This window comes from Variovorax sp. Varisp85 (genome assembly GCF_047304045.1).
GTDB lineage: Bacteria > Pseudomonadota > Gammaproteobacteria > Burkholderiales > Burkholderiaceae_C > Variovorax.
This window is the reverse complement of sequence record NZ_JBGLYN010000034.1, coordinates 1-25,618: the sequence shown is the minus strand read 5'-3', so window position 1 is coordinate 25,618 and position 25,618 is coordinate 1. Positions and strand designations below refer to the sequence as shown.

The following is a 25,618-nucleotide window of genomic DNA, read 5'->3' as shown; positions in this document are numbered from 1 at the left end:
GGGAGCGGAAATCTAAGGGGCAGGGGGCTTGCAGGCGAAGCTGCTCGCGCGCTCCGTGTCGCCGCCGGTGTAGGTGGCGACCTGTGGGTAGGGGCACAGCGGCCGCGTGCGCTGCGCCGACCAGTTGGCGGGCACTTCGGCGTTGGGCACCGGCGTGCCCACACCGCGCGCGGCGGCCGTGACCGATGCGGGCGCCTTGCCCTGCTCGACCCAGTCGACCAGCGCGCTCAGCATGTCGAACTGGTCGGTGGCCGGGCCGCCTGCGCAGTGGTTCATGCCGGGCACCGGGAAGTAGCGCGCGAACGAAGAGGCATCGCCGCCGTTCGCGGCCTGCACACGCTCGTACCAGGCGGCGGTATCGTCGGACGAGAACACCGGGTCGCTGGTGCCGTGGTAGACGATCATGCGGCCGCCCCTGTCGCGCAGCGCGCCCAGGTTGGCCGCGTCCGGCGGCGTCATGAACGATAGCGCCGACTCGTGGAACACACCGTCGGTGGCCGCGATGCGCGGTGCGTCGCGGTCCATGTCGAAGCCCAGCGCGAAGGGCAGGCCCTGCGGCCGCTCGGCCAGCGGTGGCGTGGTGAAGATGAAGCCCACGGCACCCGCGTCGCGCGTCGGCGGACTTGCGAACTTCCACTCGCGCCAGTTGCTGCCGCTCACGCCCGCGTCGAACGGGAAGCTGCTGTAGAGCGGCTGGCCTGCGCTGTTGCGCGCACCCTTGACGAACACGTTGGCGAGTGCGTTCTTCTGCGGCGCGCTCAGGCACATGCCATCGCGCGTGCCGGCGGCGCAGGTGGGCACGTCCGCCTGGATGTCGAAGCGTGCCTGGCAGGCCTGCACGTTCGACACGATGCCGTCGGCCAATCCATCGAGTGCATCGCAGCGCTGCAGCACCTTGTCGGCCACGAGCTTCATCTCGGCCGGGGTGAAGGCGCTCTGCAGATCGGGCTGGCCGGCCGGCGTCTTCGCGCTGGCCACGGCCGCGTATTGCTGCGCGCCGTAGAGCTGTGCCACCGCCGCCTTCGGCAGGTTGAAGCCGGGGTCGCCCGCGAGGATGCCGTCGTACTGCTGCGCCGAACGCACCGCGGCCACCATCGCATGCCGGCCGCCGTTGGAGCAGCCGCCGAAGTACGAGCGGTCGGGTCCGCGCCCGTAGGCCTTGGCGATCAGGTTCTTCGCCATCGGCGTGAGCTGCGCGACGGCGTTGTAGCCGTAGTCGAGCCGTGCCTGCGGGTCGAGCCCGAAGCGCGGCCCCATCGATCCCGCGTGGCCGGCGTCGGAACTGATGACGGCAAAGCCCATCTGCAGCGCGCTGCTGCGCGGGCCGCCACCACCGATGCCGCCGATCGCGGGCACCACCACGCCGTCGAGCCCGCCATTGGCCTGGTAGAAGAAGCGGCCGTTCCATGCCACGGGCAGCCGCATCTCGAAGCCGACGGCGTAGCGCTGGTTGTCGACCGGGCTCGTGCGTTCGTTCATGCGGCCCTGCACGAGGCAGTGCGCGGGAGCGCTCATCGCGACGCCGCCGACCGTGACGGCGCCCGCAGGCACCTCGGTGGCCGAGGTGTAGGCCGTGCCCGGCAGCGCGGCACGCGCGGCGAGGTCGGTGCAGGCCTGCAGCGTGCCGGGACGCGCGGCGGCCAGCGGTGCGTGCGCTGCGGGTGGACGCCCCGCACAGGCCACAAGCAAGGCGGCAACGCCGATCGCGGTCGCGCACAGGCCGAGGGAAAGGGGGCGCTGCTGTCGGTTCATGTTGTCTCCTTGCCGCGCAGGCCGCGGCACTTTCTTCAGGCGGCTTTTCTTGCCGCGCCCAGGTAGGTGTCGATCACGCGCGAATCGACTGCCAGCTTCTTCGCTTCGCCTTCGAGACTCACGCTGCCCATCTCGAGCACATAGCCGTGGTCGGCCACTTCGAGCGCGGCGCGTGCGTTCTGCTCGACCAGCAGGATGGTGACGCCCGTGGCGCGCAGCGCATCGACCGTGCGGAAGATTTCCTGCACCACCAGCGGCGCAAGGCCCAGGCTGGGTTCGTCGAGCATCAGCAGCGTGGGGCGCGACATCAGCGCGCGGCCCACCGCCAGCATCTGCCGCTCGCCGCCCGACAGCGTGCCGGCCAGTTGCGTGCGGCGCTCCTTCAGGCGCGGGAACAGCGTGTAGACCTCGTCGATGCGGTCGCGCCACTGCTTGTTGCGCAGCCGCACCTGGCGAAAACCGCCGAGCACGAGGTTGTCTTCCACCGGCATGGTGCCGAACAGCTCGCGCTTCTCGGGCACGAGCGCGATGCCGAGCATCACGCGCTCTTCGAGCGTCATCGTGGAGATGGGCTGGCCCTTGAACTCGATGACGCCCTTCGAAGGCAGCACGCCCATCAGCGCATTGAGCAGCGTGGATTTGCCGGCTCCGTTCGGGCCGATCACGGTGACGACGCTGCCCTGGCCGGCCTTCAGGTCGATGCCGTGCAGCACTTCGGCACGGCCGTAGCCGGCGTGCAGGTCGCGGATGTGGAGCAGGGGGGGTGTGGTCATCTCAATGCTCCGTTCCGAGGTAGGCCGCGCGCACCTTGTCGCTGTTCTGCACCTCGGCAGGCGTGCCCTCCATCAGGTGCGTGCCGAATTCCATCACCACGATGTGGTCGCAGATGTCCATCACCAGCCCCATGTCGTGCTCCACCAGCAGGATGCTCATGCCTTCGCTGCGCAGCTGCCGCAGCACCTTGCCCAGCGCTTCCTTTTCCTTGTGGCGCAGGCCGGCCGCGGGCTCGTCGAGCAGCAGCAGGGCCGGGTCGGCGCACAGTGCGCGCGCAATCTCCAGCAGGCGCTGCTGGCCCATGGCGAGGTTGCCCGCGATCTCGTGCAGGTAGTCGCCCATGCCCACGCGCTGCAGCTGGCGCTCGGCCTCGCGGAACAGTGCGCGCTCTTCCGTGCGGTCGATGCGTAGCATGGCGGCGATGGCGCCCTTGTGGCCGCGCAGATGGGCGCCCAGCGCCACGTTCTCGAGCACCGTCATGTCGGCCACCATCTTCACGTGCTGGAAGGTGCGCGACACGCCGCGCTGCGCGATCTGCCGCGCGCCCAGCCCGCCGATGGCCTCGCCACGGAAGCGCACCGCGCCGCCCGAAAGCCCGAGCACGCCGGTCACGAGATTGAAGGTGGTCGACTTGCCCGCGCCGTTCGGCCCGATGAGGCCGACGATCTGGCCGGCGCGTGTCTGGAAGCTGATGTCGTTCACCGCCACCAGCCCGCCGAAGGTCTTGCGGATGGCCTGCACGTCGAGCACCACCTCGCCGGCGGCCGGCTTGGCGCGTGCGGGCAGGTCCTTGGCGTTCTGCCAGTCGACGCTGCGGCGCGGACGCGGCAGGCGCCGGTCGACGAAGGCCCACAGCCCGCTGGGCAGGTACTTGAGCACCAGCACGATCATGATGCCGAACACGATCAGCTCGTAGCTGCCGGCCGTGCCGATCAGCTTGGGCAGCAGCACCTGCAATTGGTCTTCGAGCAGCTTGACCACGCCGGCACCGGCAATGGCACCCCACACGTGGGCCGCGCCGCCGAGCACCGCCATGAACAGGTATTCGATGCCCATCTTCAGGCCGAAGGGCGACGGGTTCACCGTGCGCTGGAAGTGCGCGAACAGCCAGCCCGAGATCGATGCGAGCATGGCCGCCAGCACGAAGATGCCGATCTTGAAGCGCAGCGTGTTCACACCCATGGCCTCGGCCATCTGCGAGCCGCCGGCCAGCGAACGGATGGCGCGGCCGCTGCGCGAATCGAGCAGGCGGATCACCGCGAACGCAGCGAGGATCGCGAAAGCCCAGACCACGCCGTAGAACAGCCGCTGCTGGCCGAACTCGAAACCGAACAGCGACAGCCCCTTCACGCCCAGGATGCCGTCGTACTTGCCGAGCGCATCGAGGTTGCCCATGAGGTAGTAGAGCGACAGCGCCCACGCGATGGTCGCCAGCGGCAGGTAGTGGCCCGACATGCGCAGCGTGATCGCGCCGATGAACGCGGCGCTGAGGCCGGTGAGCGCCAGGCCGATGAACAGCGTGACCCACGGCGACAGGCCGGTGTTCACCGTGAGGTAGGCGGTGGTGTACGCGCCGATGCCCACGAAGGCCGCTTGCCCGAAGGAGGTGAGGCCACCGACGCCGGTGAGCAGCACGAGGCCGAGCACGGGCAGGGTGTAGATGCCGATGTAGTTGAGCTGGATGATCCAGAAGTCGGGCAGCGGCAGGAATGGCAGCGCGACGAGCACCAGGATCAGTGCGAGCGGGCCCCAGGTGCGCAGCAGGCTCTTGTCCGGCGCAGGGGTCGAAGAAGGATTCAGAAGCGCTTCCATCTCAGTGATCCATCGCGGGTTGTTTGTTTTGTTTCAGGTGCGCTTGTTCGGGGCGCGTGCACAGGCCACCGGGTACTCCCCTCCGCGAATGTCCCCCGCCTTCGGCTCCTCCTTTATTTCGCTGCGGGGAGCACCCGGTGCCCTGTGCACGATGGGCGCTCTGCTTGTGCAGGCAGTTCAACCGCTCTGCTGGACGCTCACGCCGATGGGGTGCCTTGCGCAGCGAAATAAAGGAGGAGGCCGCAGGCCGGGGGACATTCGCGGAGCAAGGTACCCCGTCGGCGTGAGCGCACCCCGAACGACCCCTGGAGCGGCAAGAAGAACGTGTGCTCATCAATGCTCCTCATCCGAATGCCCGCTGCGCAACGAGCGCCACAGCAGCACCGGCAGGATGATGGTGAACACGATCACTTCCTTGAACGAGCTCGCCCAGAAAGAACCGAAGGACTCGATCACGCCCACTGCCAGCGCACCGAGCAGTGCACCCGGGTAGCTTGCAAGCCCGCCAACCACGGCAGCTACGAAGCCTTTCAGGCCGATGAGAAATCCCGAGTCGTAGAACACGGTCGTGGTCGGCCCGATCAGCAGGCCCGAGAGCGCACCGATGAGTGCCGTCATCGCGAAAGTGAGCTGCCCCGCCGCCTGGGTGGAAATGCCCATGAGCCGCGCACCCAGCCGGTTCACGGCCGTTGCCCGCAGCGCCTTGCCATACAGGCTGCGCTCGAACATCAGGTACAGCAGCACGATCAGCGCGGCCGACATGGCAAAGATGATCAGCGCCTGCCCGCTCACGTTCAGCGGGCCCAGCGCCATGCGCTCGTCCCAGAACGGCGGGTTGCGAAAACCTTCAGCGCCGAAGAACAGCAGGCCCAGTCCCGTCATCGCGAAGTGCACGCCGACCGAGACGATCAGCAGCACCAGCGAACTCGCGCCGGCCAGCGACTGGTACGCCACGCGGTACACCAGCGGCCCGAAGGCCGTCACGATGAACACCGTGAGCAGAGCCTGCACGCCGATCGGCAGGTTGCGCGGGCCGGCCCACGCCGACACCGCGCAGATGATGGCCGGCAGGACGAAGGTGCGCGCTGCCGCCTTCAGCCCGCCCGCCGCGCTGCCGCTGTGGCGCCAGGTCGTGACCAGATCCATCAGCGCGGCAACACCGGCCAGTATGAGCAGCAGCCACACCGTGCCCGGCGTCTTGCCGGTCTGGAAGATCGCCAGCGTCAGCGCGCCGTACGCCACGAATTCGCCCTGCGGGATGAAGATGACGCGGGTCACCGTGAAGACGAGCACGATGCCCATGCCCAGCAGGGCATAGATCGCGCCATTGGTGAGGCCGTCCAGCGTCAGGATGCTGGCGATTGATAAGTCCATGGCGTGAGGCTGCGATTGAAGAAGGTTACTGCTCGACCTTGAACGCGCCGTTCACCACCTTGAGCATCACGCCGGTCTCGGTCGTGTAGCCCCAGTGGTCCTGTGCCGTCCAGTTGAGCACGCCGTGCGCGAGCACCGTGCGGCCCATGCCTTCGAGCGCATCGCGCAGCGCGGCACGGAACTCCGGCGTGCCGGGCTTGGCCTTCTTGAGTGCAACCGGCACGGCCTTCTCGAGCACCGTGAGCGCGTCGGCCGAGTGGCCGGCGAACTGGTTGCGCGAGCCGGGGCCGTAGACCTTCTCGTAGCCCTGCACGAAGGCCACCGCGGCGGCCTTCGAGGGATGGCTGTCGGGCAACTGCTCGGCCACGGTGGCGGGGCCGGACACCACGAAGGTGCCTTCGGCGTCCTTGCCGGCGGTGCGCATCAGGTCCTGCGTGGCGGCGGCGTGCGTCTGGTAGACCTTGCCCTTGTAGCCGCGCTCCATCACCGCCTTCTGCGGCATGCCTGCGCCGCTGCCCGAGGCCACGATCAGGATCGCGTCGGGGTTGGCCGACGTGAGTTTCAGCACCTGGCCGGTCACGCTGGTGTCGGAGCGCGCGAAGCGCTCGGTCGCGACGATCTTGATGCCGTTCTTGGCGGCCTCGGCGGTCAGCGCCTTGAGCCACAGCTCGCCGTACGCGTCGGTGTAGCCGAGGAAGCCGACCGTCTTCACGTTCTGCTTCTTCATGTGCGCGACCACTGCGTAGGCCATCACGTCGTTCGACTGCGGCATGCGGAAGAACCACTTGTCCTTGCCCGGCGGCAGGCTGGCGGGCGAGGTCGCGATCTGCGGCGTGCCGGCTTCGGCGGTCACGTCGGCCATCGGAATGGCGACCGGCGTGGCGCTGGAGCCGATGATCACGTCGGCCTTGTCTTCCGTCACCAGGCGCTGCGTGTCCTTCACGCCGGTGGTCGGGTCGGTGGCGTCGTCGAGCACCACCACCTTGAGCGTCTCGCCCGCGATCGTCTTGGGCCAGATCATGATGCCGTTCTTCACCGGAATGCCGAGGCCGGAGGCCGGGCCGGTGAGGGGCTGCACCACGCCGATGGTGATGTCGGCATGGGCCATGCCCACGGCCATGAGCGCCAGCACGGCGGCGAGGGTGGTCTTTTTCTTGAATGTCATCGATGTCTCCTGAAGGAAGCGGGATGGAAGCGGGTTTGAAGAGTCAGCGCGGCGCCATGCGCAGTGCACCGTCGAGGCGGATCACTTCGCCGTTGAGATGGCCGTTGGTGACGATGTGGCAGGCCAGCTCGGCGAACTCCGAGGGCTTTCCAAGGCGTGGCGGGAACGGGATCGACGCGGCCAGCGACTGCTGCACGGCTTCGGGCAGCTCCTTCATGAGCGGCGTGGCGAACAGGCCGGGCGCCACGGTGCACACGCGGATGCCGTGCTGGGCCAGGTCGCGCGCCATGGGCAGCGTCATGCCCACGAGCCCGCCCTTGGAGGCGCTGTAGGCCTGCTGGCCCACCTGGCCGTCGAACGCGGCGGCCGAGGCGGTGAACATCATCACGCCGCGTTCGCCGTTGTCCAGCGCGGGCAGCTTGGCGCAGGCGGCGGCGAACAGGCGGCTCACGTTGTAGCTGCCGATCAGGTTGATGGTGACCACGCGCGTGAAGTCTTCCAGCGGCGCGGCACTGCCGTCGCGCTGCACGATGCGCTTGGCGCTGCCGATGCCGGCCACGTTCATGAGGATGCGTGCGGGGCCATGGGCGGCGGCGGCCTTGTCCAGCGCGGCGGTCACGCTGGCGGCGTCGGTGATGTCGCAGGCGCACGCCACGCCGCCGATCTCGGCGGCGATCTTCTCGGCCTGTTCGGCATTGCGGTCGAGCACGGCCACCTTGGCGCCCAGGCGCGCCAGTTCGCGTGCGGTGGCTTCGCCGAGGCCGGATGCGCCGCCGGTCACGATGGCGGCTTGTCCTTGGATGTGCATGGTGGATTCCTTCCGGTGAAATTCAGTGTTGGGGAACGATGGTGAAAGGCAGGCTGCCGTCGTGCAGCGCGTTCACCAGATGCGCACGGTGCTGAAGCACGGCGCGCTGGTTGATGGAGCCCTTGTCGGTGATCTCGCCCTTGTCGAGCGACGGTGGCTCGGCCATCAGGTGGGCCCGTGCCACGCGCGTGGCGCTGCCGGTGGCCTGCGCCGCAAGCTGGTTCAGCACCTTCTGGAAATGCTGCTGGATGGGCGCGCTCTGCACCACTTCCTGCAGGCTGGCGGTGGCGGGCAGGCCGCTCAGGGTGCGGCAGGCGGCCGTGGGCAGCAGAAGCGCACCGACTTCCTTGAGGTTGATGCCGGTGAGCACGGCGTCCTGCACGTAGGGCGCGCAGGCCGCGATGATCTTGGCGCGCATGGGGCCCACGCTCACGAAGGTGCCGGTGCTGAGCTTGAAGTCCTCGGCGATGCGGCCGTCGAACTTCAGGCCCTTGTTGAGGTCGTTCTCGTCGATCCACTTCACTGCGTCGCCCGAGCAGTAGAAGCCCTCTTCGTCGAAAGCCTCGCGCGTGGCCTCGGGGTTGCGCCAATAGCCGGGCGTGATGTTGGGGCCGCGGTAGCGCACCTCGATTTTTCCGTCCACGGGCACCAGCTTGAGCTGCAGCCCCGGCGTGGGCACGCCGATGTCGCCGGCCTGCACGTCGGGGCTGTTCACGGCCAAGCAGAAGGGGCAGCCCTCGGTCATGCCCAGGCCCGTGTTCATGACGATGCGCTCGCCCACCTCGCGCTCGGCGCTTTCAAACAGCGCGTCCCAGATGGGCTGCGACAGTGCGGCCGCGGCGAAGAAGAACATCTTCACGCGGCTGAGCAGGTTCTTGCGCAGCTGGTCATCGGTCTTCATCGCCTGGGCGATCACCTCGAAGCCCGTGGGCACGTTGAAGTACACCGTGGGCGCGATCTCGCGCAGGTTGCGGATGGTCTCGGCCATGCCCGTGGGCGTGGGCTTGCCCTCGTCCAGGTACAGCGTGCCGCCGTTGTAGATGACGATGCCGAAATTGTGGTTGCCGCCGAACGTGTGGTTCCACGGCAGCCAGTCCACCAGCACCAGCGGCTCTTCGGCCAGCACGGGCATGGACTGGTTCATCTGCTGCAGGTTGGCGGCCCACATGCCATGCGTGACGATCACGGCCTTGGGCAGCTTGGTGGAGCCCGAGGTGAACATGAACTTGGCGATGCTGTCCGCGGTGATCGCGCTGTGCGCCGCATCCACGGCGGGCGTGGCGGGGGTGGCCAGCAGCTCGCTGAACGGCGTGGTGCGACGCCCTTCGATGCTGCCACTGCCCAGCACCACATGCACATCGGAGGCCACCGTGGCGCCGATGGCGCGGGCAAAGCGCCTGGCGTCGCTTGCGAACACCAGGCCCGGCGTCAGCGTGTCCAGCACGTGGCGCAGCTTGTCGTAGTCCTGGCTGATCGTGGAATACGCGGTGGACACCGTGCACTGCGGCACGCCGGCCACCAGGCAGCCCAGCGACAGCAGCGCGTGGTCCAGGTCGTTCTCGCTCAGGATGGCCACGGGCCGCTCGGTGCCCAGGTTCATGCCCAGCAGCGCCTGCGCAATGCTGCGGGCCGCGGCCCACGCCTGGCTGTAGCTGATGTGGCGCCATTCGCCCAGGCTGCCATCGGCGTTCTTCACGCGTTGCGCCATCCACGTGCGCTCGGGCGCCACCTGCGCCCAGTGCGCCAGCCGCTCGGTGAGGCGCACGGGGTGCGGCTGCAGGGCCTGCGCGGCTTCGACATAGACCACGCCGTTGTCCGCTGCGCGGGTGCGCACTTCGGTGACACCGAAACGCAGGGGGCGGTAGCGAGGTGTGGAGGGGGTTGCAGTCATCAGGGGCTTTCCGTGCGCGCGACGTGCATCAGTCCTTCTTGACCTTGGCCGCCTTGCCGTCGAGGAAGGCGCGCACGCGGGCCTTGGCTTCGGGTGCGCTCTGTGCGATGGCGGCCATCATGGCTTCGGTCATCAGGCCCTGGTCGGACGGCTGCTCGGCAATGCGGGGCAGCGCGTGCATCAGCGCGTAGTTGGTCAGCGGCGCGTTCTGGGCGATGCGCTGGGCCAGCTCGAAGGCCTTGTCGAACGCGGTGCCAGCGGGCACGAGGTACTGCGCAAAGCCGACCTTCTCGCCGTCCACGGCGTTGTAGACGCGGCCGGTCATCATCATGTCGGTCATGCGGGCCGTGCCGATCAGGCGCGGGATGCGCACCGCGCCGCCACCGCCCACGAAGATGCCGCGCGAGCCTTCGGGCAGCGCGTAGAAGGTCGATTCGTCGGCCACGCGGATGTGGCACGCGCTGGCCAGCTCCAGCCCGCCGCCCACCACGGCACCGTGCAGCGCGGCCACCACGGGCACGGGGCCGAACTGGACGCGATCGAGCGCTGCATGCCACATGCGCGAGTGGTGCAGGCCCTGGCCGGCATCGCGCTCCTTGAGTTCGCTGAGGTCCAGCCCCGAGCAGAAGTGCTCGCCCTGGCCGTCGATCACCGCGGCGGCCACAGTGGCGGGCAGGCTTTCCATCAAATCGCGCAGCGCGAGGATCAGGCCATCGTTCAAGGCGTTGCGCTTGGCGGGGCGGGTCAGGCGGATGACCGCGATTTCCTCGCGTTCGCCGCGAATTTCCAGGGAGATGTCGGTGGACTGGGTCATGGTGAGGTCTGTGAGTTGATGAAATTATGGTTATTGAAGATAACTAAAACAAGGTCGAAGCCGGGCTCTTTTCTAGGTGCTTTCCCTAGCTTTTTCAGTGGATCATATGGTTATGATAAATAACTAAATGCAGCCCTCAGGAACAAGGAACCCGCCATGAACGCCTTCATCCCCTACGGTATCTACTGGTCGTCTCCCTTTGCCAAGTGGCAGGGCTCGCTGGCCAATCTCAATGCACTGCCGCTGGCGGCCAAGGTGGGCCGGCAGGCGCTGGCGGCGCGCGGCTACGACCTCGCGGCGGTGGACCTGGCCATCCTGGGCATCACCAATCCGCAGAAGGGCAGCTTCTACGGACTGCCGTGGGTCACGGGGCTCATGGGCATCGATCGCGTGGCCGGCCCCACCGTGCAGCAGGCCTGCGCCACCAGCGTGCGCGCACTGCAGATGGCCGCGCAGGAAGTGGCCTGCGGCACGGCCGGTAGCGCGCTGCTGGTGATGGCCGACCGTCAGTCCAACGGGCCGGTCGTGTACTACCCGGATTCGAGTGGCACCGGCGGCTACGGCATCACCGAGCACTGGGTGCCCGACAACATGGCGCACGACCCCTACGCCAAGAACGCGATGCTGCAGACCGGCGAGAACGTGGCCGCGCGCTATGGCATCAGCACCGAGGAACAGCACGCGCTGAAGCTGCACCGCTACACCCAGTACCAGCAGGCGCTGGCCGATGACCGCGCGTTCCAGAAGCGCTACATGGCCGATGTGCCGCTCTCCGACTCGAAATTCCGCAAGCAGACCGGCACGCTCGGCACCGACGAAGGCATCTTCCCGACCACGGCCGAAGGCCTGGCCAGGCTCAAGCCCGTGAAGGAGGGCGGCACCGTCACCTTCGGCGGGCAGACCCATCCGGCCGACGGCAACGCGGGCGCCATCGTCACCACGCGCGAACGGGCGCGCGCTGCGTCCATCGATCCCGGCATCGAGATCGAGATCCTGGGCTTCGGCATGGCGCGCGTGGAGGCGGGCTACATGCCCATGGCGCCGGTGCCCGCCGCCTTCAATGCGCTGAAGCACGCGGGCCTCGCCATGAAGGACGTGGACGCCGTCAAGACCCACAACCCGTTCGCCGTGAACGACATCGCCCTGGCGCGCGACACCGGCTTCGCGTGGGAGCGCATGAACAACTACGGCAGCTCCATCATCTGGGGCCACCCGCAGGCGCCCACGGGACTGCGCGCCATCATCGAACTCATCGAAGAGCTGGTGCTGCGCGGTGGCGGCGTGGGCCTGTTCACCGGCTGCGCCGCAGGCGACAGCGGCTATGCCACCGTGCTGCGCGTGACCGACAGCAGAACCCAGAAAGCTTGATCCATGACCACTGAACATTCCTTTTCCGCCTCCCTGAACGCCTGGCTGATCGACGGCGTGCGCACGCCGATGGTCGACTACTGCGGTCCCCTGGGCCATGTGTCGCCCACCGACATGGGCATCAAGGTCGCCCGTGCGGTGCTGGAGCGCAGCGGCGTGTCCGCCGCCGACGTGAACTCGGTCATCACCGGATCGATGGCGCAGGCCGATTTCGACGCCTTCGTGCTGCCGCGCCACATCGGCCTGTACGCGGGCGTGCCGCAGAGCGTGCCGGCCATCCTGGTGCAGCGCATCTGCGGCACGGGGTTCGAGCTGCTCCGCCAGGCGGCCGACCAGATCGCGCTGGGCTATGCCGACGTGGCGCTGGTGGTGGGCACCGAGTCCATGACGCGCAACCCGATTGCCGCCTACACGCACCGCACGGGCTTCAAGCTGGGCGCGCCGGTGGAGTTCAAGGACTTCCTGATGGAAGCGCTGATCGACACCGCGGGCCCGGTCACGATGATCGAGACCGCCGAGAACCTGGCGAAGAAATACGGCATCACCCGCGAAGACGTGGACGCCTACGCCGCCCGCTCGTTCGAGCGAGCGCTCAAGGCCCAGGCCGATGGCTTCCTGGCCGGCGAGATCGTGCCGGTGACGAGCGAAAAATTCGCGCTCGAAGGCTATGCCACGCGGGGCATCACGCTGCCGCGCAAGGTGGCGCAGCTCGACCGCGACAGCCACCCGCGCCCCTCGCCCATCGAGGCCCTGGCGGGCTTGCGCACCGTCTATCCCGGTGGCGTGCAGACGGCCGGCAACAGCTCGGCCCTGGTCGATGGCGCCGTGGGCGCGGTGGTGGCCGGCGATGCGTATGTGCAGCAGCGCGGCCTCAAGCCCCTGGCGCGTCTGCGCGGTGCGGCGGCGGTGGGCGTGGCGCCCGAGTACATGGGCATCGGCCCGGCCCCCGCCATCCGCGCGCTGCTGGCGCGCACCGGGCTCGCGCTGGACGACATCGGCCTGTTCGAAATCAACGAGGCCCAGGGCGCCCAGACCATCGCGGTGGAGCGCGAGCTGGGCCTCGACCGCGACAAGCTCAACGTGAACGGCGGCGCCATCGCGCTGGGCCACCCGCTTGCCGCCACCGGCGTGCGCCTCACGGTGACGCTGGCGCGCGAACTGCGCCGCCGCGGCCTGCGCTACGGCATTTCCAGCGCCTGCGTGGGCGGCGGGCAGGGCATGGCGTTGCTTATCGAAAACCCCGAAGCCTGAGAGCTGCCGGACTCAAGACGCCAGAACGACCGAACCCGTTCCCGACAACAAAACCACACGCCATGAAAATCATCACCGCCGCCCAAGCCGGGGCCCTCATCCCCGACGACGCCACCATCTTCCTGGGCGGCCTGGCCGTCACCAGCCTGCCCGAGGAAGTGCTCAAGGGCGTGGAGCAAACCTTTCTGGACACAGGCCACCCGCGCAACGTGACCACTTGGGCCTGCGGCGCCATCGGCAACAGCAAGGACGCGGGCATGGTGCACTTCGCCCACCCCGGCATGATCAAGCGCACCGTGGCCGGCCACTTCGGCCAGACCGGCGCCGAGATGATGAAGATGGTGTTCGAAGGCGAGGTCGAGGCCTACAACTTCCCGCAGGGCAGCCTGTCGCACCTCACACGGCACATCGCCAGCCGCAGCCCGGGCCTGCTGACCAAGGTGGGCCTGGGCACGTTCGTCGATCCGCGCATCGAGGGCGGCAAGCTCAACGGCAAGTCCACCGAAGACCTGGTCAGGCTGGTCGAATTCAACGGCGAGGAATGGTTGTTCTACCCCTCGCCCAAGATCGACGTGGCCATCATCCGCGGCACCCTGGCCGACGAGAACGGCAACATCACGCTGGACAAGGAAGGCATGCTGCTGGAGCAGATCAACATTGCCCATGCGGCCAAGGCCTGCGGCGGCATCGTCATCGCGCAGGTGGAGCGCATCGTCCAGGCCGGCAGCCTGCACCCCAAGTCGGTGAAGGTGCCGGGCGTGTCGGTGGACTACGTGGTGGTCAGCCAGCCCGAGAACCACATGCAGACCATCACCACGCAGTTCAGCCCCGCGCTGTGCGGCGACGTGCGCGTGCCCGTGAACTCGCTGGAGCCCATGCCGCTGGACGAGCGCAAGGTGATTGCCCGCCGCTCGGCGCTGGAGCTTGCGCCCGGCGCGATCACCAACCTGGGCATCGGCATCCCGGCCGGCGTGCCCTCGGTGGCAGCGGAGGAGGGCGTGGCCGACCAGCTGACCCTGAGTGTCGAGAGCGGCATCACCGGCGGCATTCCCGCGCAGGGCGGCGACTTCGGCGTGGCCTACAACGCCGACGCCATCATCGAGCAGTCGCTGCAGTTCGACTTCTACGACGGCGGCGGCCTGGACGCCAGCTTCCTGGGCCTGGCCCAGGTGGACAACCACGGCAACGTGAACGTGAGCAAATTCAACGGCCGCCCCGTGGGCTGCGGCGGCTTCGTGAACATCACGTGCTCCACGAAGAATCTGGTGTTCTGCGGCACCTTCACCGCCGGGGGCCTGCAGGTGAAGGTGGCCGACGGGCAGCTCACCATCGTCAAGGAAGGCAAGTCCCGCAAGTTCATCGAGAAGGTGGAGCAGATCACCTTCAATGGGCTGGATGCCGCGCGGCGCCAGCAGAACGTGCTGTTCGTCACCGAACGCGCGGTGTTCCACCTGACCACCGAAGGGCTGGAACTGATCGAGATCGCGCCGGGCATCGACCTGGAGCGCGATGTGCTGGCGCACATGGGGTTCAGGCCCCTGATGCGCGACGTGAAGACCATGGACCCAGGGCTGTTCCGCGCCCAGTGGGGTGGCCTGGCCAAGGCCATGGCCGAAAGGTCGCGCGTCGAGTGAAGTACCTCCGATAGCGCCCGCGTCGTCTTCGGCCCCGCGCGCGGACGCAGAACCACAGGGAACTTCATTCCCCCCGCGAGTACACCTTCTGCAGCAGCCGGATCAGCGTCTTGCGCTCGGCGGCCGTCAGGCGCCCGGTGGCGTCCACCTCCAGGTCGGCGGCGGTCTGCTCGGCCTGCGCGGTCAGATCCATCCCTGCCGGCGTGAGGTGCAGGCCGAGGGCGCGGCCGTCGCTCGGGTGCGGGCGGCGTTCGATCAACCCGCGCCGCTCCAGCGCGGCGATCAGTCCTACCAGGTTGGGCGGCAGCACATCGAGCGTGGCGCACAGCTGGCGCGAGGTGATGCCGGGGTTGTGCGCCATCAGCGACAGCACCGAGAAATCCACCACCTTCAGGCCGTACACCGCCATGCGCTCCATGAACACCTCGATCACGGCCAGCGAGGCGCGGCGCGCGTTGTAGCCCACCAGCGTGCGAAGGAAGGCGGTGTCCACGGACCCGGTCATGGGCGCCGGGGTGGCTGCGACCGCAGGGGCTGTCTTTTTCTTGATGGGTTGGACGCTGGGCATGGGGTGATTGTGCCGAGGCGACGCGTTCGCACGGCGTTCCATGTCCGATTACAACAGTCGGCTTGCGAAGCCACCACGGCGCTCGTGGACAACCCCGCCATCCCGAAGAGGGGACCCGCCGCCCGCATTAAGCGCGCATCGGCGCGCGGCTCTTCTCGTTGTTGACGGTGACGAACCTTCTGAGCAACGCCATGAAATCTGCGCGCTCCTTCTCGCTCAGCGAGCCCAGGAGGGTGTCTTGCATCTGTGCCATCGCGGGCACCATCTCTGCAAGCAAATCCTCGCCGGCGGTCGTGAGGCGCAACTCGCGCTGTCCGCGCGCCAGCATCTTGCGGGTGATCAATCCCTTCGTTTCCAGGCGCGCGGCGATGTCGGCAGCGCTGGAGGTATCGAGGGCCACCTGCTGGGCCAGGGTGATCTGGTCGATGCCCGGCTTGTCCTGCAAGACGCGCATCGCGGCATATTGCACCGGCGTGACGTCGCGCCCCAGCGTCTCGTGGAATACCGACACTGCGATCTGATGGGCGCGCCGGATGAGGTGACCCGGCTGGTCGTTGATGTCGATCGCGGCGGTATTGGACTTGCTGAGGGACATGATGGAGAAACAGATCGGCTTCGGCGGCGCAGAAGCCCGCGATCTTACCGAGCCCCTCCCGCTCCAAGCGCCCTACAGGTCGAGCACGAGGATCGGCGAACGCGATCGCGAACAGCAGGGCGTGAACTGATCGTTGGCTGCCTGTTCCTCGGGCGTCAGATACATGTCCTTGTGGTCGGGTTCGCCTTCGAGCACGCGCGTGAGGCACGTGCCGCACACGCCCTGCTCGCACGAAGTGGCGACCTCGATACCCGCCGCCGCAAGGGCCTGCACCACCGTCTTGTCCTTGGGCACCGCAACGATGCGGCCGGAGCTCGCGAGCTTGACCTCGAAGGCTGCGTCGGCGTCCGACTTGACCACCTCGGCCGAGAAGAATTCGTAGTGGAGCTGGTCGACCGGCCAGCCGGCGGCGCGTGCAGCGTCGAGCACCCAGTCCATGAAGCCCTTGGGCCCGCACACGTACAGATGAACGCCCGTCTTCGGAGCCTGGACAACGGCCGGAAGCGACAACTTCTGCGTTTCATCCCCGTCATCGAAGTGAAATTGCACCCGGGAAGCGAATGGCGCTCGCGCGATGCGCTCGACAAACGCGGTGCGTTCCTGCGAACGCGTGCAGTAGTGCATTTCAAAGGCCGCGTTGGCGACCGCCAGCCGCTCCGCCATGCACAGAATGGGCGTCACACCGATTCCGCCGGCAATCAGCACGCTGTGCGCGGCGCCGTGCGCCAGCGGGAAGTGGTTCTTCGGTGCGCTGATGCGAAGCGCGTCGCCCTCCTTGACGAGGTCGTGCATCGTTTGCGATCCGCCGCGGGAGTTCGGGTCGCGCAGCACGCCGATCAGATAACGATGGCTCTCGCTCGGGTCATTGCACAGCGAGTACTGGCGCGTGACACCGTTCGGCATGTGCACGTCGATGTGCGAACCGGCCGAGAACGCCGGCAGGGCGCCTCCATCTTCCCGCACCAGTTCGAATGTGCAGATGTCCAGCGCTTCGACGTGCTTGCGTGCAACGCGCACGTTGAGTTCGGAGGCGTTCATTCTGCGACCTCCTGCTTGCTGGAAGCTTCGTCTTCCTGTGCGATCAGGCGTTCGATGACACGGCGCGACTGCACGCCGCCGGAATCGATGTTGAGCTTGAGCAACTGCCGTTGCGGGTGCGCGAGCAGGTTGCGCTGCTGCGATTCGAGCATCTCGAGGTCTTCGCTGAAGATCTTGCCCTGGCCCTCGCGGATCGATGCGGTGAGCGCCTTGTCGTGCGGCTGAAAATTGCGTGCCATGCCCCAGAAGTACCAGATCGAGGTTTCCGTTTCGGGGGTGATGAAGTCGACCACGATGCTCGACACCTTGTGCGCCGGGTCGGCGTGATAGCCGCCCTTGCCGGCGTGCGCGACGCCGACTTCGATCAGCACGTGGCTCGGCGGCGTGAAACGGCAGATTTGCCAGCGGTCGACCGGCACGTCGTCGGCCAGGTGGTTGCCGCGCAGCGCCATGCGCCAGAAAGGGGGCGCCATGATGTTTTCCATGTGGCGGGCGGTGGTGACGGTGTCGCCTTCGGTGACGGTCTTGGTCGGCGTCTCGTCGATTTCCTTCTGGCCGATGCTGGTCGCGTGCACGTAGGTCTCGTGCGTCAGATCCATCAGGTTGTCGATCATGAGCCGGTAGTCGCACTGGATATGGAAGAGGCCGCCGCCGTAGGCCCAATCCGGGCTTTCGGCCCACTCGAGGTGATGCAGCTTGGCCGGGTCGGCCAGGGCCGGGTCGCCGGGCCACACCCAGACAAAACCATAGCGCTCGATCACCGGGAAGGACCGGATCGCGGGGAATCCACGCACGCGCTGGCCGGGCATGGCGACCGTCTTGCCGTCGCAGCCCATCTCCAGGCCGTGATAGCCGCACACGAGCTTGCCTTCGACGACCGAGCCGAGCGAGAGCGGTGCACCCCGATGCGGGCAGAAATCCTCCAGCGCCGCAGCCTTGCCCTCAGCCGCACGGTACAGCACGAGCTTCTCGCCGCAGATCATCCGGCCCAGCGGCTTGTCGTCGATTTCGTTGGCGGTGCAGGCCACGTACCAGGCATTTTTCGGGAACATGTGTGTCTCCTTGAGATTTCCGGGAAAGAAAAAGAAACCGGCTCAGTGCGCACTGATCACGGCGCCTGTGGATTGCCGCGCGGCGCTTTGGCGCAGCGCCAGCACTGCCGCCATCGCCGCGATCAGCGGCAGCGCATAGGCGTAGTACAGCTTCGGTGCCTGCCAGCCGCCGTCGAGCAGCATGCCGGCAATCAGCGGAGCGAGGATGGCACCGATGCGGCCGATGCCGATGGCCCAGCCCATGCCGGTCGTGCGCACTGCCGCCGGATAGATGACCGGCGCGAACGCATAGAGGCCGGCCATCGAGCCGAAGATGAATGCGCCGATCAGGAAGGCAATCGCGAACGACGCACCGAGGTGACCAGTCGAGGCGCCGAAGGCGGCCATGGCGACGGCTGTCATCGTCAGGCTGGCAGCCGTCAGCCGGCCGAGGTCCAGCCGGGCGGCCAGCAGCCCGAACAGGCTGCCGCCAACGATGCCCCCGATGTTCAGCAGCACGCCGCCCGTGATCCCCTGGCGGGCCGAGAGCCCCGCCGAAACCAGCAGCTTCGGCGTCCAGCTGAGCGCGAAGTAGAAGCTGAACATGAGCAGGAAGAATGCGGCCCAGAGCAGCAGCGTCGAGCGGGCCAGTCCGCCGTTGAACAGGCCCGGGATCGTGTTGGAAGGGCGTTCGCCAACGGCCGGGAGCGGCGGGAGTTCGGCCAGTTCGGTGCGCTGCATTTTTCGCAGCAGGGCGTTGAGCTTTTGCAGCGCGCCAGCCGGGCGCCTCGAAGTGAGGAAGTCGACGGATTCCGGCAGCCGCCAGAGCACCAGCGGAATCATGGCGACCGTGGCGAGGCCGCCGAAGACGAAGACCGAGCGCCACCCGTAGGCCTCGAGCAGCACCGCGGCGATGCTGCCACCGATCGTCGCGCCGATGGGATAGCCCGTCGCCTGCAAGGCGACAGCCGTGCTGCGCCACTTGTTCGAGGCGAATTCAGCAGTGATGACGCCGACGCTGGCCAGCATTCCGCCGATGCCGAGCCCTGTGAGTGCGCGCAGGGCCGCCAGTTGGGTGCTGCTCTGCGCCAGCGCCGAAAGCCCCATGCCGAGCGCGATCACGACGAGGCACAGGAGGATGATGGCCTGGCGCCCGAATCGGTCGGCAAGGGGCGCGAGAAACAGCGAACCGGCGGCCATGCCAAACAGACCGGCACTGAACAACACGCCGAGCTGGGCGCCGCTGAGCTTCCATTCGGCCGAGACGCTGGCGGCGGTGAATGCCATCACCAGCACGTCGAAGCCGTCGAGCATGATGAGCGTGACGCAGATGGCGATCGCGCTCCATTGGAATCTGCTCATGGGACCTTCGTCCAGGTCACGGCGCAAGGCGTGTTTCATCGTTGTCTCCTGAAGGGAAATACAAGCGCAGTCGCACGAAGGTTTTTTTGAGTGCGACATGACATTCAGCACACTGAATATGACAATCAGTGTACTGAATGATGGATTGGAGCTTGCTGAGGGGAAACCCTGATGGAAATCGATATGGCGTCCCGCTCTTCTTGGCTGGGGCGGCAGGTCCACGCCCGACGTGATGCCGGGGCCCCCTGAAGGCGCGAGCGGAGGGGCGCTACGCGTCCGCCTCTTCCTTCGTTGCCTCGTTTTCGTCGATCCGATCCCAGTCGCGCCCCGAGCGCCGCTGTCGCTCCTCGCGCTCGCGCGCCATCTGTTCCTCGAACTGCTGGCGGCCCGCCTTGTTGGCCGCGATCAGCTTGGCGCGGTCCTTGTAGTGCGGATAGATCTCGTCGCTGAGCTTGATATTCCGGCGGCGAAAGCGCATGGCCGACTCGCGCGCTTCATGCGCCGGCCAGCCCAGTGCTTCGAGCGTGGTGCGGGCGCTGCGCAGCGATGACTCGAACACCTCGCGCTCCACGTCCATCACGCCACGGTCGCGCAGCTGGAACAGGTGCGTCACGTTGCGAGCCCGCGCGATGATGCGCGCCTGCGGGAAGTTCTCCTTCACCAGGTCGACGATTTCGAGCGACTGCTCGATGTCGTCCACCGCCACCACGATGGCCTTGGCCGAGCCGGCGCCTGCGGTGCGCAGCAGGTCGAGCCGCGTGGCATTGCCGTAGAACACGCGAAAGCCGAACTGGCGCAAGCCTTCGACGGTGTCGGCGTCGTGGTCGAGCACTGTCACGCGCAGGCCTTGCGACATCAGCATGCGGCCGACGATCTGGCCGTATCGGCCGAAGCCGCAGATCAGCACCTTGGCGTCCTGCTGCTCCGAAATCTCTTCCAGCTGGGTGCCGCCGTTGCGGCTGTAGCGCGGCAGCACGAACTTGTCGAGCAGCACCAGCAGCAGCGGCGACAGCAGCATCGACAGCGCGACCGCGCCGATCAGCAGCGAGGTGATCTCGGGCGGCAGCACGTCGGGCCCCGCGGCCTGGAACACCACGAACGCGAACTCGCCGCCCTGCGCCAGCAGCAGCGTGAACACCGGGCGCTCCTGGTAGGCAATGCCCATGGCCTTGGCGAGCGCGTAGATCACCACCAGCTTGACGGCCATGAAACCGACCACCAGCATCGCCATGACCCAGGGGCTCGCGATCAGCACGCCGAAGTTGATCGACATGCCCACGGCGATGAAGAACAGGCCCAGCAGCAGGCCCTTGAAGGGCTCGATGTCGGTCTCGAGCTCGCGCCGGTATTCGCTCTCGGCCAGCAGCACGCCGGCGAGGAACGCGCCGAGCGCCATCGACAGGCCGACTGCCTGCATCAGCGCGGCGATGGCCACCACCAGCAGCAGCGCGGCGGCGGTGAAGATCTCGGGCGTGTCGCTGCGCGCGATCCAGCGCAGGATGGGACGCAGCAGCAGCCGGCCACCGAGGATGATGCCGCCGATCACGCCGATGATCTTCGCGGCTTCCAGCGCGCGTTCGAGGCCGGTGATGGACTGCTCGGCCGTGGTGGCGCCCGCGAGCAGCGGCAGCAGTGCGAGGATCGGAATCGCGGCCACGTCCTGGAACAGCAGGATCGAGAAGCCGGCCTGGCCGCTGGGCGTCTTCAGCAGGTTGCGCTCGCCGAACACCTGCAGCGCAATGGCGGTGGACGACAAGGCGAGGCCCAGCGCTGCCACCAGCGCCACGCGCCATTCGGCGCCCACGGCCCAGCCCGCGGCGAACAGCACCGTCGCGCAGCTCAGCACCTGCGCGGCGCCCCAGCCGAAGATGGGGCGGCGCAGGTTCCACAGGCGCCTGGGTTCGAGTTCGAGGCCCACGAGGAACAGCATCAGCACCACGCCGAACTCGGCGAAGTGCAGCACGTCCTCGACGCTGGACACGAGGCCCAGTCCCCAGGGGCCGATGGCGATGCCGGCCACGAGGTAGCCGATGATCGAGCCGAGGCCCAGGGCCTTCGACAGCGGCACCACCAGCACGGCGGCGCCCAGGTAGATCAGGCTGTTGGTCAGCCAGGCGGGTGCGTGTTCCATTCAGGCCGCCTTGCCGTTGTCTGCGGCCGTGGCCGCGAGGCCGTGGGCCATGGCAGCCTGGAGGGCGCTGGAGACCACCTGGCCGATGTCGTTGGTGTCGGCTGGCCGGTCGCTCTCGGGCACGGGGCAGGCCACGCAGGCGTCGATCTCCTCGATCTCGGGCCAGTCGGGGTAGCTGCCGAGGCGCTGGGCAAAGGTTGCGACGTGCGACGCCACGTCCGCCTCGCTGGCGCTGCGCGCACCGTAGAAGACCAGCGGCGGCAGGAAGCGCATGCCGCACAGCGCGGCGGTCTGCTCGTAGGGCGGCAGGAAGGCGTCGAAGAAATAGCGGTGGTAGTTCTGGGGGTGGTACGCGGCTTCGGGGCTGCCGGTGGTGGCGACCAGCCAGAGGTCCTTGCCCTGCAGCGCCGTGCCGCCGGGGCCGTAGGCCCAGCCGTAGCCGAGCACGTCGTCGACCCAGAGTTTTTGCAGCGCTGGCATCGAGTACCACTGGATCGGGTGCACCAGCACCACCAGGTCGGCCTTGGCGAGCCGGGCCTGCTCGGCTTCGACGTCGATGGCGAAGTCGGGGTAGCTGCCGTAGAGGTCGTTGACGTCGATGCCCGGCACGGCCCGCGCGGCGGCGAGCATGCGGCGGTTGACGCGCGAGTCGCGCCAGTGCGGGTGGGCCGCGAGCACGTAGATGCCGCCGGAATTTCCCGTGGATGTTGTTGTCGTCATCCCGCGAACATAGCGCAGTCAAGGCCGGTTCGCCGGGCGAAAGGGCGCCGGCGACTACCATTCCCGCTGTCCCTGTTCCGGAGGAGAGCTTTTATGCCGGTGGTTCTGGTCGCCAATCCCAAGGGTGGCGTAGGCAAGTCGACGATCGCGACCAACGTCGCGGGCTACTTCGCAAGCCACGGCCATGCCGTGATGCTGGGCGACGTGGATCGCCAGCAATCCTCGCGGCTCTGGCTGGACTTGCGTCCGCCGATGGCCCGGCCCATCGCCACCTGGGAGGCCATCGGCGACAGCACGGTGGTGCGGCCGCCGCGCGGCACCACGCACGCGGTGCTCGACACGCCGGCCGGCCTGCACGGCTGGCGCTTCAAGGAAGTGCTGGCGCTGGCCGACCGGGTGATCGTGCCGCTGCAGCCGAGCATCTTCGACATCTACGCGACGCGCGACTTCCTCGACCGGCTGCTGGAAGACCGCCGCGCCGAAAAGACGAAGATCGGCCTCGTCGGCATGCGCGTGAACGCCCGCACGCTGGCGGCCGACCGGCTCCACGAGTTCATCGCCGGGCTCGGCGTGCCGGTGATCGGCGAACTGCGCGACACGCAGAACTACGTGCAGCTCGCGGCGCGCGGACTCACGCTGTTCGACATCGCGCCCGGCCGCGTGCAGCGCGACCTGGAGCAGTGGCAGCCGATCCGCGAATGGCTCGACACCTAGTCCAGGCTCCCGGTTTTCCCTGAGCCCGGTTGTCGCGAGCCCGACAGCCGGGCGTACACCCCGCACGCCAGAATGCCCGCATGACCAAAAAGACATTCCAGACCCTTCAGGATCTCGCCGCCTGCGTTGGCCAGGAGGTCGCCGTGAGCGACTGGATCACCATCACGCAGGAGCAGGTCAACCAGTTCGCCGAGGCGACGGGCGACCACCAGTGGATCCATATCGATGTCGAGCGGGCCAAGGCCGGCCCCTTCGGCGGACCGATCGCCCATGGTTTCCTCACGCTGTCGCTGCTGCCGCGCTTTTTCGAGACGGCGATCGACGTGGTCGAGTCGCGCATGGGCGTGAACTACGGCATGAACCGGGTTCGCTTCATGTCGCCGGTGCCGGTGGGCAAGAGGCTGCGCGCCCGCATGAAGCTGCTGAGTTCGGAGCCGATCGCCGACGACGGCTTCCAGATGACCTGGGAAGTCACCATCGAGCTCGAAGGCGCCGCCAAGCCGGCGTGCGTGGCCGAGTCGGTGGTGCGCCGCTACCGCTGAGGCGTCGGGCTTTTTTCGTTTCAGCCGAAGCCGTTCTGCCGCCAGGCCTCGAACACCGTCACCGCCACTGCATTCGAGAGATTCAGGCTGCGCTGGCCCTCGCGCATCGGCAGCCGCAGGCGCTGCGGCTCGGCGAAGCCGTCGCGCACGACGGGCGGCAGGCCGCTGGTCTCCGAGCCGAACACCAGCCAGTCCCCGGGCTGGAAGCGCACGTCGTGCACGGGCCGCGTGCCGCGCGTGGTGAGGGCGAACATGCGGTCGGCGGCCGGTTGCTCCGTGGCGAGCAGCGCCTGCCAGTCGGCGTGGCGCTTCACTTCGGCGTACTCGTGGTAGTCGAGCCCTGCGCGGCGCAGCAGGCGGTCGTCCATCGAAAAGCCGAGCGGCTCGACCAGGTGCAGCGTGCAGCCGGTGTTGGCGGCGAGCCGGATCACGTTGCCGGTGTTCGGCGGGATTTCGGGGTGGACCAGGACGATATGGAACATGCGCCGATTGTCGGCGGGCCGCCTCGGAGGTTCAGCGCGGCGGATCGGTCCGGGCCAGCACGACGGCCGTGACATGGGCCGCGCCCGCCAGCCGCAGCACTTCGGCGGCCGCGAACAGCGAGGCGCCGCTGGTCATCACGTCGTCCACCAGCACGAGGCGCTGGCCGCGCAGCTTCTCGGCGCGCAGCGGTTCCACGGCGAAGGCGCCGCGCAGGTTGTGCAGCCGGTCGGCGCGCGAAAGGCCGCTCTGTGCGGGCGTCTCGCGGGTGCGCAGAAGCAGGGTGGCGTCGGTCTTGGCAGGCGACAGCCGCCGCGCCAACTCGTGCGCCTGATTGAAGCCGCGTTCGCGCAACCGGCCCGGCGCCAGCGGCATCGGCAGCACGCTGTCGCAAGCCTCCAGCGCCGGCTCCACCCAGGGCGTGCTGCGCAGCAGCGTGGCGAACGGGCCGGCCCAGCCGGCCTCGCCCCGGAACTTGAATGCCGTAATGGCGTCCGGCCACGGCCATGCGTAGGTGCAGGCCGCGAGGCAGGCGTCCAGCGGCGGCGGGTGCGTCACGCAGTGGCCGCAGCGGCTCACGCCCTCGGGCACGGGCAGGGCGCAACTGCAGCAGCGCGCCGTCGGCGGTGCGAAGCGGGCCACGCAGGCATCGCACACCGGGCGAGACGGCCAGGCGCGGCAGACCGCGCACTGGCTGGGCAGCCGTGCGAGCAGCGAGGTGAAAGGCATGAAAGGCCACAAGGCCCGATGGCTGGACATGGCCTCAATATACTCACGGCCCCATGGCCACCGACCCCTCACGACGACCGCCGACCATCGATGCCACGGCGGCCGCCCGCTGGCGCCAACTCGCGCCTGCCGACGGCTCCCCCTGGCTGCACGAGGAAATCGGCCGCCGGATGGAAGACCGGCTGCAATGGATCAAGGCCCAACCCCGCACATGGGCCGACTGGGCACCGTTGCGCAGCGGCCTCGAGGCGCATGAACTCGTCGCCCGCCGCTACAAGGACGCGGCTTCCTTCGTGATCGAGCCGGAGCCCGCGCTCGCGGCCGCCACCGGCCAGGCGCTGGCCGCCCCATGGTGGAGCGCGCGCCGCTGGCAGGCCGGCAAGGCGCGCTTCGACGCGCCGCCCGAAGACGGCGTCGACCTGCTATGGGCCAACATGTCGCTGCACATGGCGGCCGACCCGGAGGCGCTGATTGCGCACTGGCACAAGCTGGTGGCGACCGACGGCTTCCTGATGTTCTCTTGCCTCGGGCCCGATACCGTGCGCGAGCTGCGCGCGCTGCATGCCCGGCTCGGCTGGCCGGCCGCGGGCCACGAGTTCACCGATATGCATGACTGGGGCGACATGCTGGTGCACGCCGGGTTCGCCGAACCGGTGATGGACATGGAGCGCATCGTGCTGACCTGGGCCACGCCCGAGGCGGCGCTGGCCGAGCTGCGCACGCTGGGCCGCAACCTGCACCCGGCGCGCTTCCCGGCGCTGCGCGGCAAGGCCTGGCATCAGTCGCTGAAGAAGGCGTTGCCCGAACTCGCCCCGGCCGAAGAGGGCGGCGGGCACATCGCGCTGACCTTCGAGGTCATCTACGGCCACGCGTTCAAGCCGGTGCCGCGCGTGTCGCTGTCGGCCGAAAGCGCGGTGTCGCTGCGCGAGATGCGCTCGATGCTCCAGCGCGGCCGCCCGGGTGCCTGATACGGGCCTTTTTGCCTAGTTGTGAAGCGTCAAGAGGTTGTTTCTTGACGAGTTGAGTCTGGACATAGGCGCGATACCGCCGATGCCGCTGTGCGGG

Annotated in this window: 23 protein-coding genes; 6 read left to right on the top strand and 17 right to left on the bottom strand. The window is 68.1% G+C overall.

Going from position 1 to position 25,618, the window contains the following annotated elements:
• Nucleotides 1-12: 12 nt before the first annotated feature.
• The 8 genes from ACCC97_RS15255 to ACCC97_RS15220 form a co-directional block, all read right to left on the bottom strand.
• Entirely contained in the window at nucleotides 13-1,752 is a 1,740-nt protein-coding gene (locus ACCC97_RS15255) for a tannase/feruloyl esterase family alpha/beta hydrolase (protein ID WP_413333617.1), read from the bottom strand.
• A gap of 35 nt (nucleotides 1,753-1,787) precedes the next feature.
• A complete protein-coding gene (locus tag ACCC97_RS15250; RefSeq protein WP_007833162.1) occupies nucleotides 1,788-2,525 on the bottom strand; it encodes an ABC transporter ATP-binding protein in 738 nt (245 codons plus the stop codon).
• A gap of 1 nt (nucleotide 2,526) precedes the next feature.
• The gene (locus ACCC97_RS15245; protein WP_007833164.1) at nucleotides 2,527-4,338 is read right to left on the bottom strand and encodes an ABC transporter permease subunit; all 1,812 of its coding nucleotides are present in this window, start codon (nucleotides 4,336-4,338) and stop codon (nucleotides 2,527-2,529) included.
• Nucleotides 4,339-4,671: 333 nt separating this feature from the next.
• On the bottom strand, nucleotides 4,672-5,712 hold the full coding sequence (locus ACCC97_RS15240) for a branched-chain amino acid ABC transporter permease (protein WP_413315739.1): 1,041 nt from the start codon (nucleotides 5,710-5,712) through the stop codon (nucleotides 4,672-4,674).
• A gap of 25 nt (nucleotides 5,713-5,737) precedes the next feature.
• Nucleotides 5,738-6,877: an ABC transporter substrate-binding protein gene (locus ACCC97_RS15235; protein ID WP_413333614.1), complete on the bottom strand. Its 1,140-nt coding sequence runs from the start codon at nucleotides 6,875-6,877 to the stop codon at nucleotides 5,738-5,740.
• A 43-nt stretch (nucleotides 6,878-6,920) separates the two neighbouring features.
• A complete protein-coding gene (locus ACCC97_RS15230; RefSeq protein WP_007836396.1) occupies nucleotides 6,921-7,685 on the bottom strand; it encodes an SDR family NAD(P)-dependent oxidoreductase in 765 nt (254 codons plus the stop codon).
• Between the two features lie 22 nt (nucleotides 7,686-7,707).
• On the bottom strand, nucleotides 7,708-9,576 hold the full coding sequence (locus tag ACCC97_RS15225) for a feruloyl-CoA synthase (protein ID WP_413333612.1): 1,869 nt from the start codon (nucleotides 9,574-9,576) through the stop codon (nucleotides 7,708-7,710).
• A 28-nt stretch (nucleotides 9,577-9,604) separates the two neighbouring features.
• Nucleotides 9,605-10,390 (bottom strand): crotonase/enoyl-CoA hydratase family protein, encoded by a 786-nt coding sequence (locus tag ACCC97_RS15220; protein ID WP_007836394.1) that lies wholly within the window; start codon nucleotides 10,388-10,390, stop codon nucleotides 9,605-9,607.
• Nucleotides 10,391-10,546: 156 nt separating this feature from the next.
• Between ACCC97_RS15220 and ACCC97_RS15215 the strand changes: the two genes are divergently transcribed.
• The 3 genes from ACCC97_RS15215 (at nucleotide 10,547) to ACCC97_RS15205 (ending at nucleotide 14,643) form a co-directional block, all read left to right on the top strand.
• Nucleotides 10,547-11,758 (top strand): thiolase family protein, encoded by a 1,212-nt coding sequence (locus ACCC97_RS15215; RefSeq protein WP_413333610.1) that lies wholly within the window; start codon nucleotides 10,547-10,549, stop codon nucleotides 11,756-11,758.
• A 3-nt stretch (nucleotides 11,759-11,761) separates the two neighbouring features.
• Complete coding sequence (locus ACCC97_RS15210; protein WP_413333608.1) at nucleotides 11,762-13,009, top strand: thiolase family protein; 1,248 nt, start codon at nucleotides 11,762-11,764, stop codon at nucleotides 13,007-13,009.
• A gap of 62 nt (nucleotides 13,010-13,071) precedes the next feature.
• On the top strand, nucleotides 13,072-14,643 hold the full coding sequence (locus ACCC97_RS15205; RefSeq protein ID WP_007836391.1) for an acyl CoA:acetate/3-ketoacid CoA transferase: 1,572 nt from the start codon (nucleotides 13,072-13,074) through the stop codon (nucleotides 14,641-14,643).
• A gap of 64 nt (nucleotides 14,644-14,707) precedes the next feature.
• On the opposite strand, the gene ACCC97_RS15200 is transcribed toward ACCC97_RS15205, so the two are convergent.
• From ACCC97_RS15200 to ACCC97_RS15170, 7 genes are all read right to left on the bottom strand, one after another.
• Nucleotides 14,708-15,211 (bottom strand): MarR family winged helix-turn-helix transcriptional regulator, encoded by a 504-nt coding sequence (locus tag ACCC97_RS15200; RefSeq protein ID WP_007836387.1) that lies wholly within the window; start codon nucleotides 15,209-15,211, stop codon nucleotides 14,708-14,710.
• Nucleotides 15,212-15,338: 127 nt separating this feature from the next.
• Nucleotides 15,339-15,806 carry a MarR family winged helix-turn-helix transcriptional regulator gene (locus tag ACCC97_RS15195; protein WP_413333606.1) on the bottom strand — a complete coding sequence of 156 codons (468 nt, stop codon included), beginning with the start codon at nucleotides 15,804-15,806 and terminating at the stop codon, nucleotides 15,339-15,341.
• A gap of 72 nt (nucleotides 15,807-15,878) precedes the next feature.
• Nucleotides 15,879-16,844 (bottom strand): PDR/VanB family oxidoreductase, encoded by a 966-nt coding sequence (locus tag ACCC97_RS15190; protein WP_007836382.1) that lies wholly within the window; start codon nucleotides 16,842-16,844, stop codon nucleotides 15,879-15,881.
• Entirely contained in the window at nucleotides 16,841-17,896 is a 1,056-nt protein-coding gene (locus tag ACCC97_RS15185; RefSeq protein WP_413314378.1) for a Rieske 2Fe-2S domain-containing protein, read from the bottom strand. Before ACCC97_RS15185 ends, ACCC97_RS15190 begins: the two co-directional genes overlap by 4 nt.
• 42 nt (nucleotides 17,897-17,938) lie before the next feature.
• Complete coding sequence (locus ACCC97_RS15180) at nucleotides 17,939-19,276, bottom strand: MFS transporter (RefSeq protein WP_413333604.1); 1,338 nt, start codon at nucleotides 19,274-19,276, stop codon at nucleotides 17,939-17,941.
• A gap of 229 nt (nucleotides 19,277-19,505) precedes the next feature.
• Nucleotides 19,506-21,368 carry a glutathione-regulated potassium-efflux system protein KefC gene (gene kefC, locus ACCC97_RS15175; protein WP_413333602.1) on the bottom strand — a complete coding sequence of 621 codons (1,863 nt, stop codon included), beginning with the start codon at nucleotides 21,366-21,368 and terminating at the stop codon, nucleotides 19,506-19,508.
• Nucleotides 21,369-22,088, bottom strand: coding sequence for an NAD(P)H-dependent oxidoreductase (locus ACCC97_RS15170; protein ID WP_413333601.1), 720 nt, complete (start codon nucleotides 22,086-22,088; stop codon nucleotides 21,369-21,371).
• Between the two features lie 93 nt (nucleotides 22,089-22,181).
• Between ACCC97_RS15170 and ACCC97_RS15165 the strand changes: the two genes are divergently transcribed.
• Both ACCC97_RS15165 and ACCC97_RS15160 read left to right on the top strand, forming a co-directional pair.
• A complete protein-coding gene (locus tag ACCC97_RS15165) occupies nucleotides 22,182-22,802 on the top strand; it encodes a ParA family protein (RefSeq protein ID WP_413333599.1) in 621 nt (206 codons plus the stop codon).
• Nucleotides 22,803-22,882: 80 nt separating this feature from the next.
• Entirely contained in the window at nucleotides 22,883-23,344 is a 462-nt protein-coding gene (locus ACCC97_RS15160) for a MaoC family dehydratase (protein ID WP_007836376.1), read from the top strand.
• Between the two features lie 20 nt (nucleotides 23,345-23,364).
• On the opposite strand, the gene trmL is transcribed toward ACCC97_RS15160, so the two are convergent.
• Nucleotides 23,365-23,826 (bottom strand): tRNA (uridine(34)/cytosine(34)/5-carboxymethylaminomethyluridine(34)-2'-O)-methyltransferase TrmL, encoded by a 462-nt coding sequence (trmL, locus tag ACCC97_RS15155; RefSeq protein WP_007836375.1) that lies wholly within the window; start codon nucleotides 23,824-23,826, stop codon nucleotides 23,365-23,367.
• A gap of 31 nt (nucleotides 23,827-23,857) precedes the next feature.
• Nucleotides 23,858-24,553, bottom strand: a complete 696-nt coding sequence (locus ACCC97_RS15150) for a phosphoribosyltransferase family protein (protein WP_413333597.1) — start codon at nucleotides 24,551-24,553, stop codon at nucleotides 23,858-23,860.
• A gap of 53 nt (nucleotides 24,554-24,606) precedes the next feature.
• Between ACCC97_RS15150 and ACCC97_RS15145 the strand changes: the two genes are divergently transcribed.
• Nucleotides 24,607-25,521, top strand: coding sequence for a biotin synthase (locus tag ACCC97_RS15145; protein ID WP_413333596.1), 915 nt, complete (start codon nucleotides 24,607-24,609; stop codon nucleotides 25,519-25,521).
• Nucleotides 25,522-25,618 lie beyond the last annotated feature (97 nt).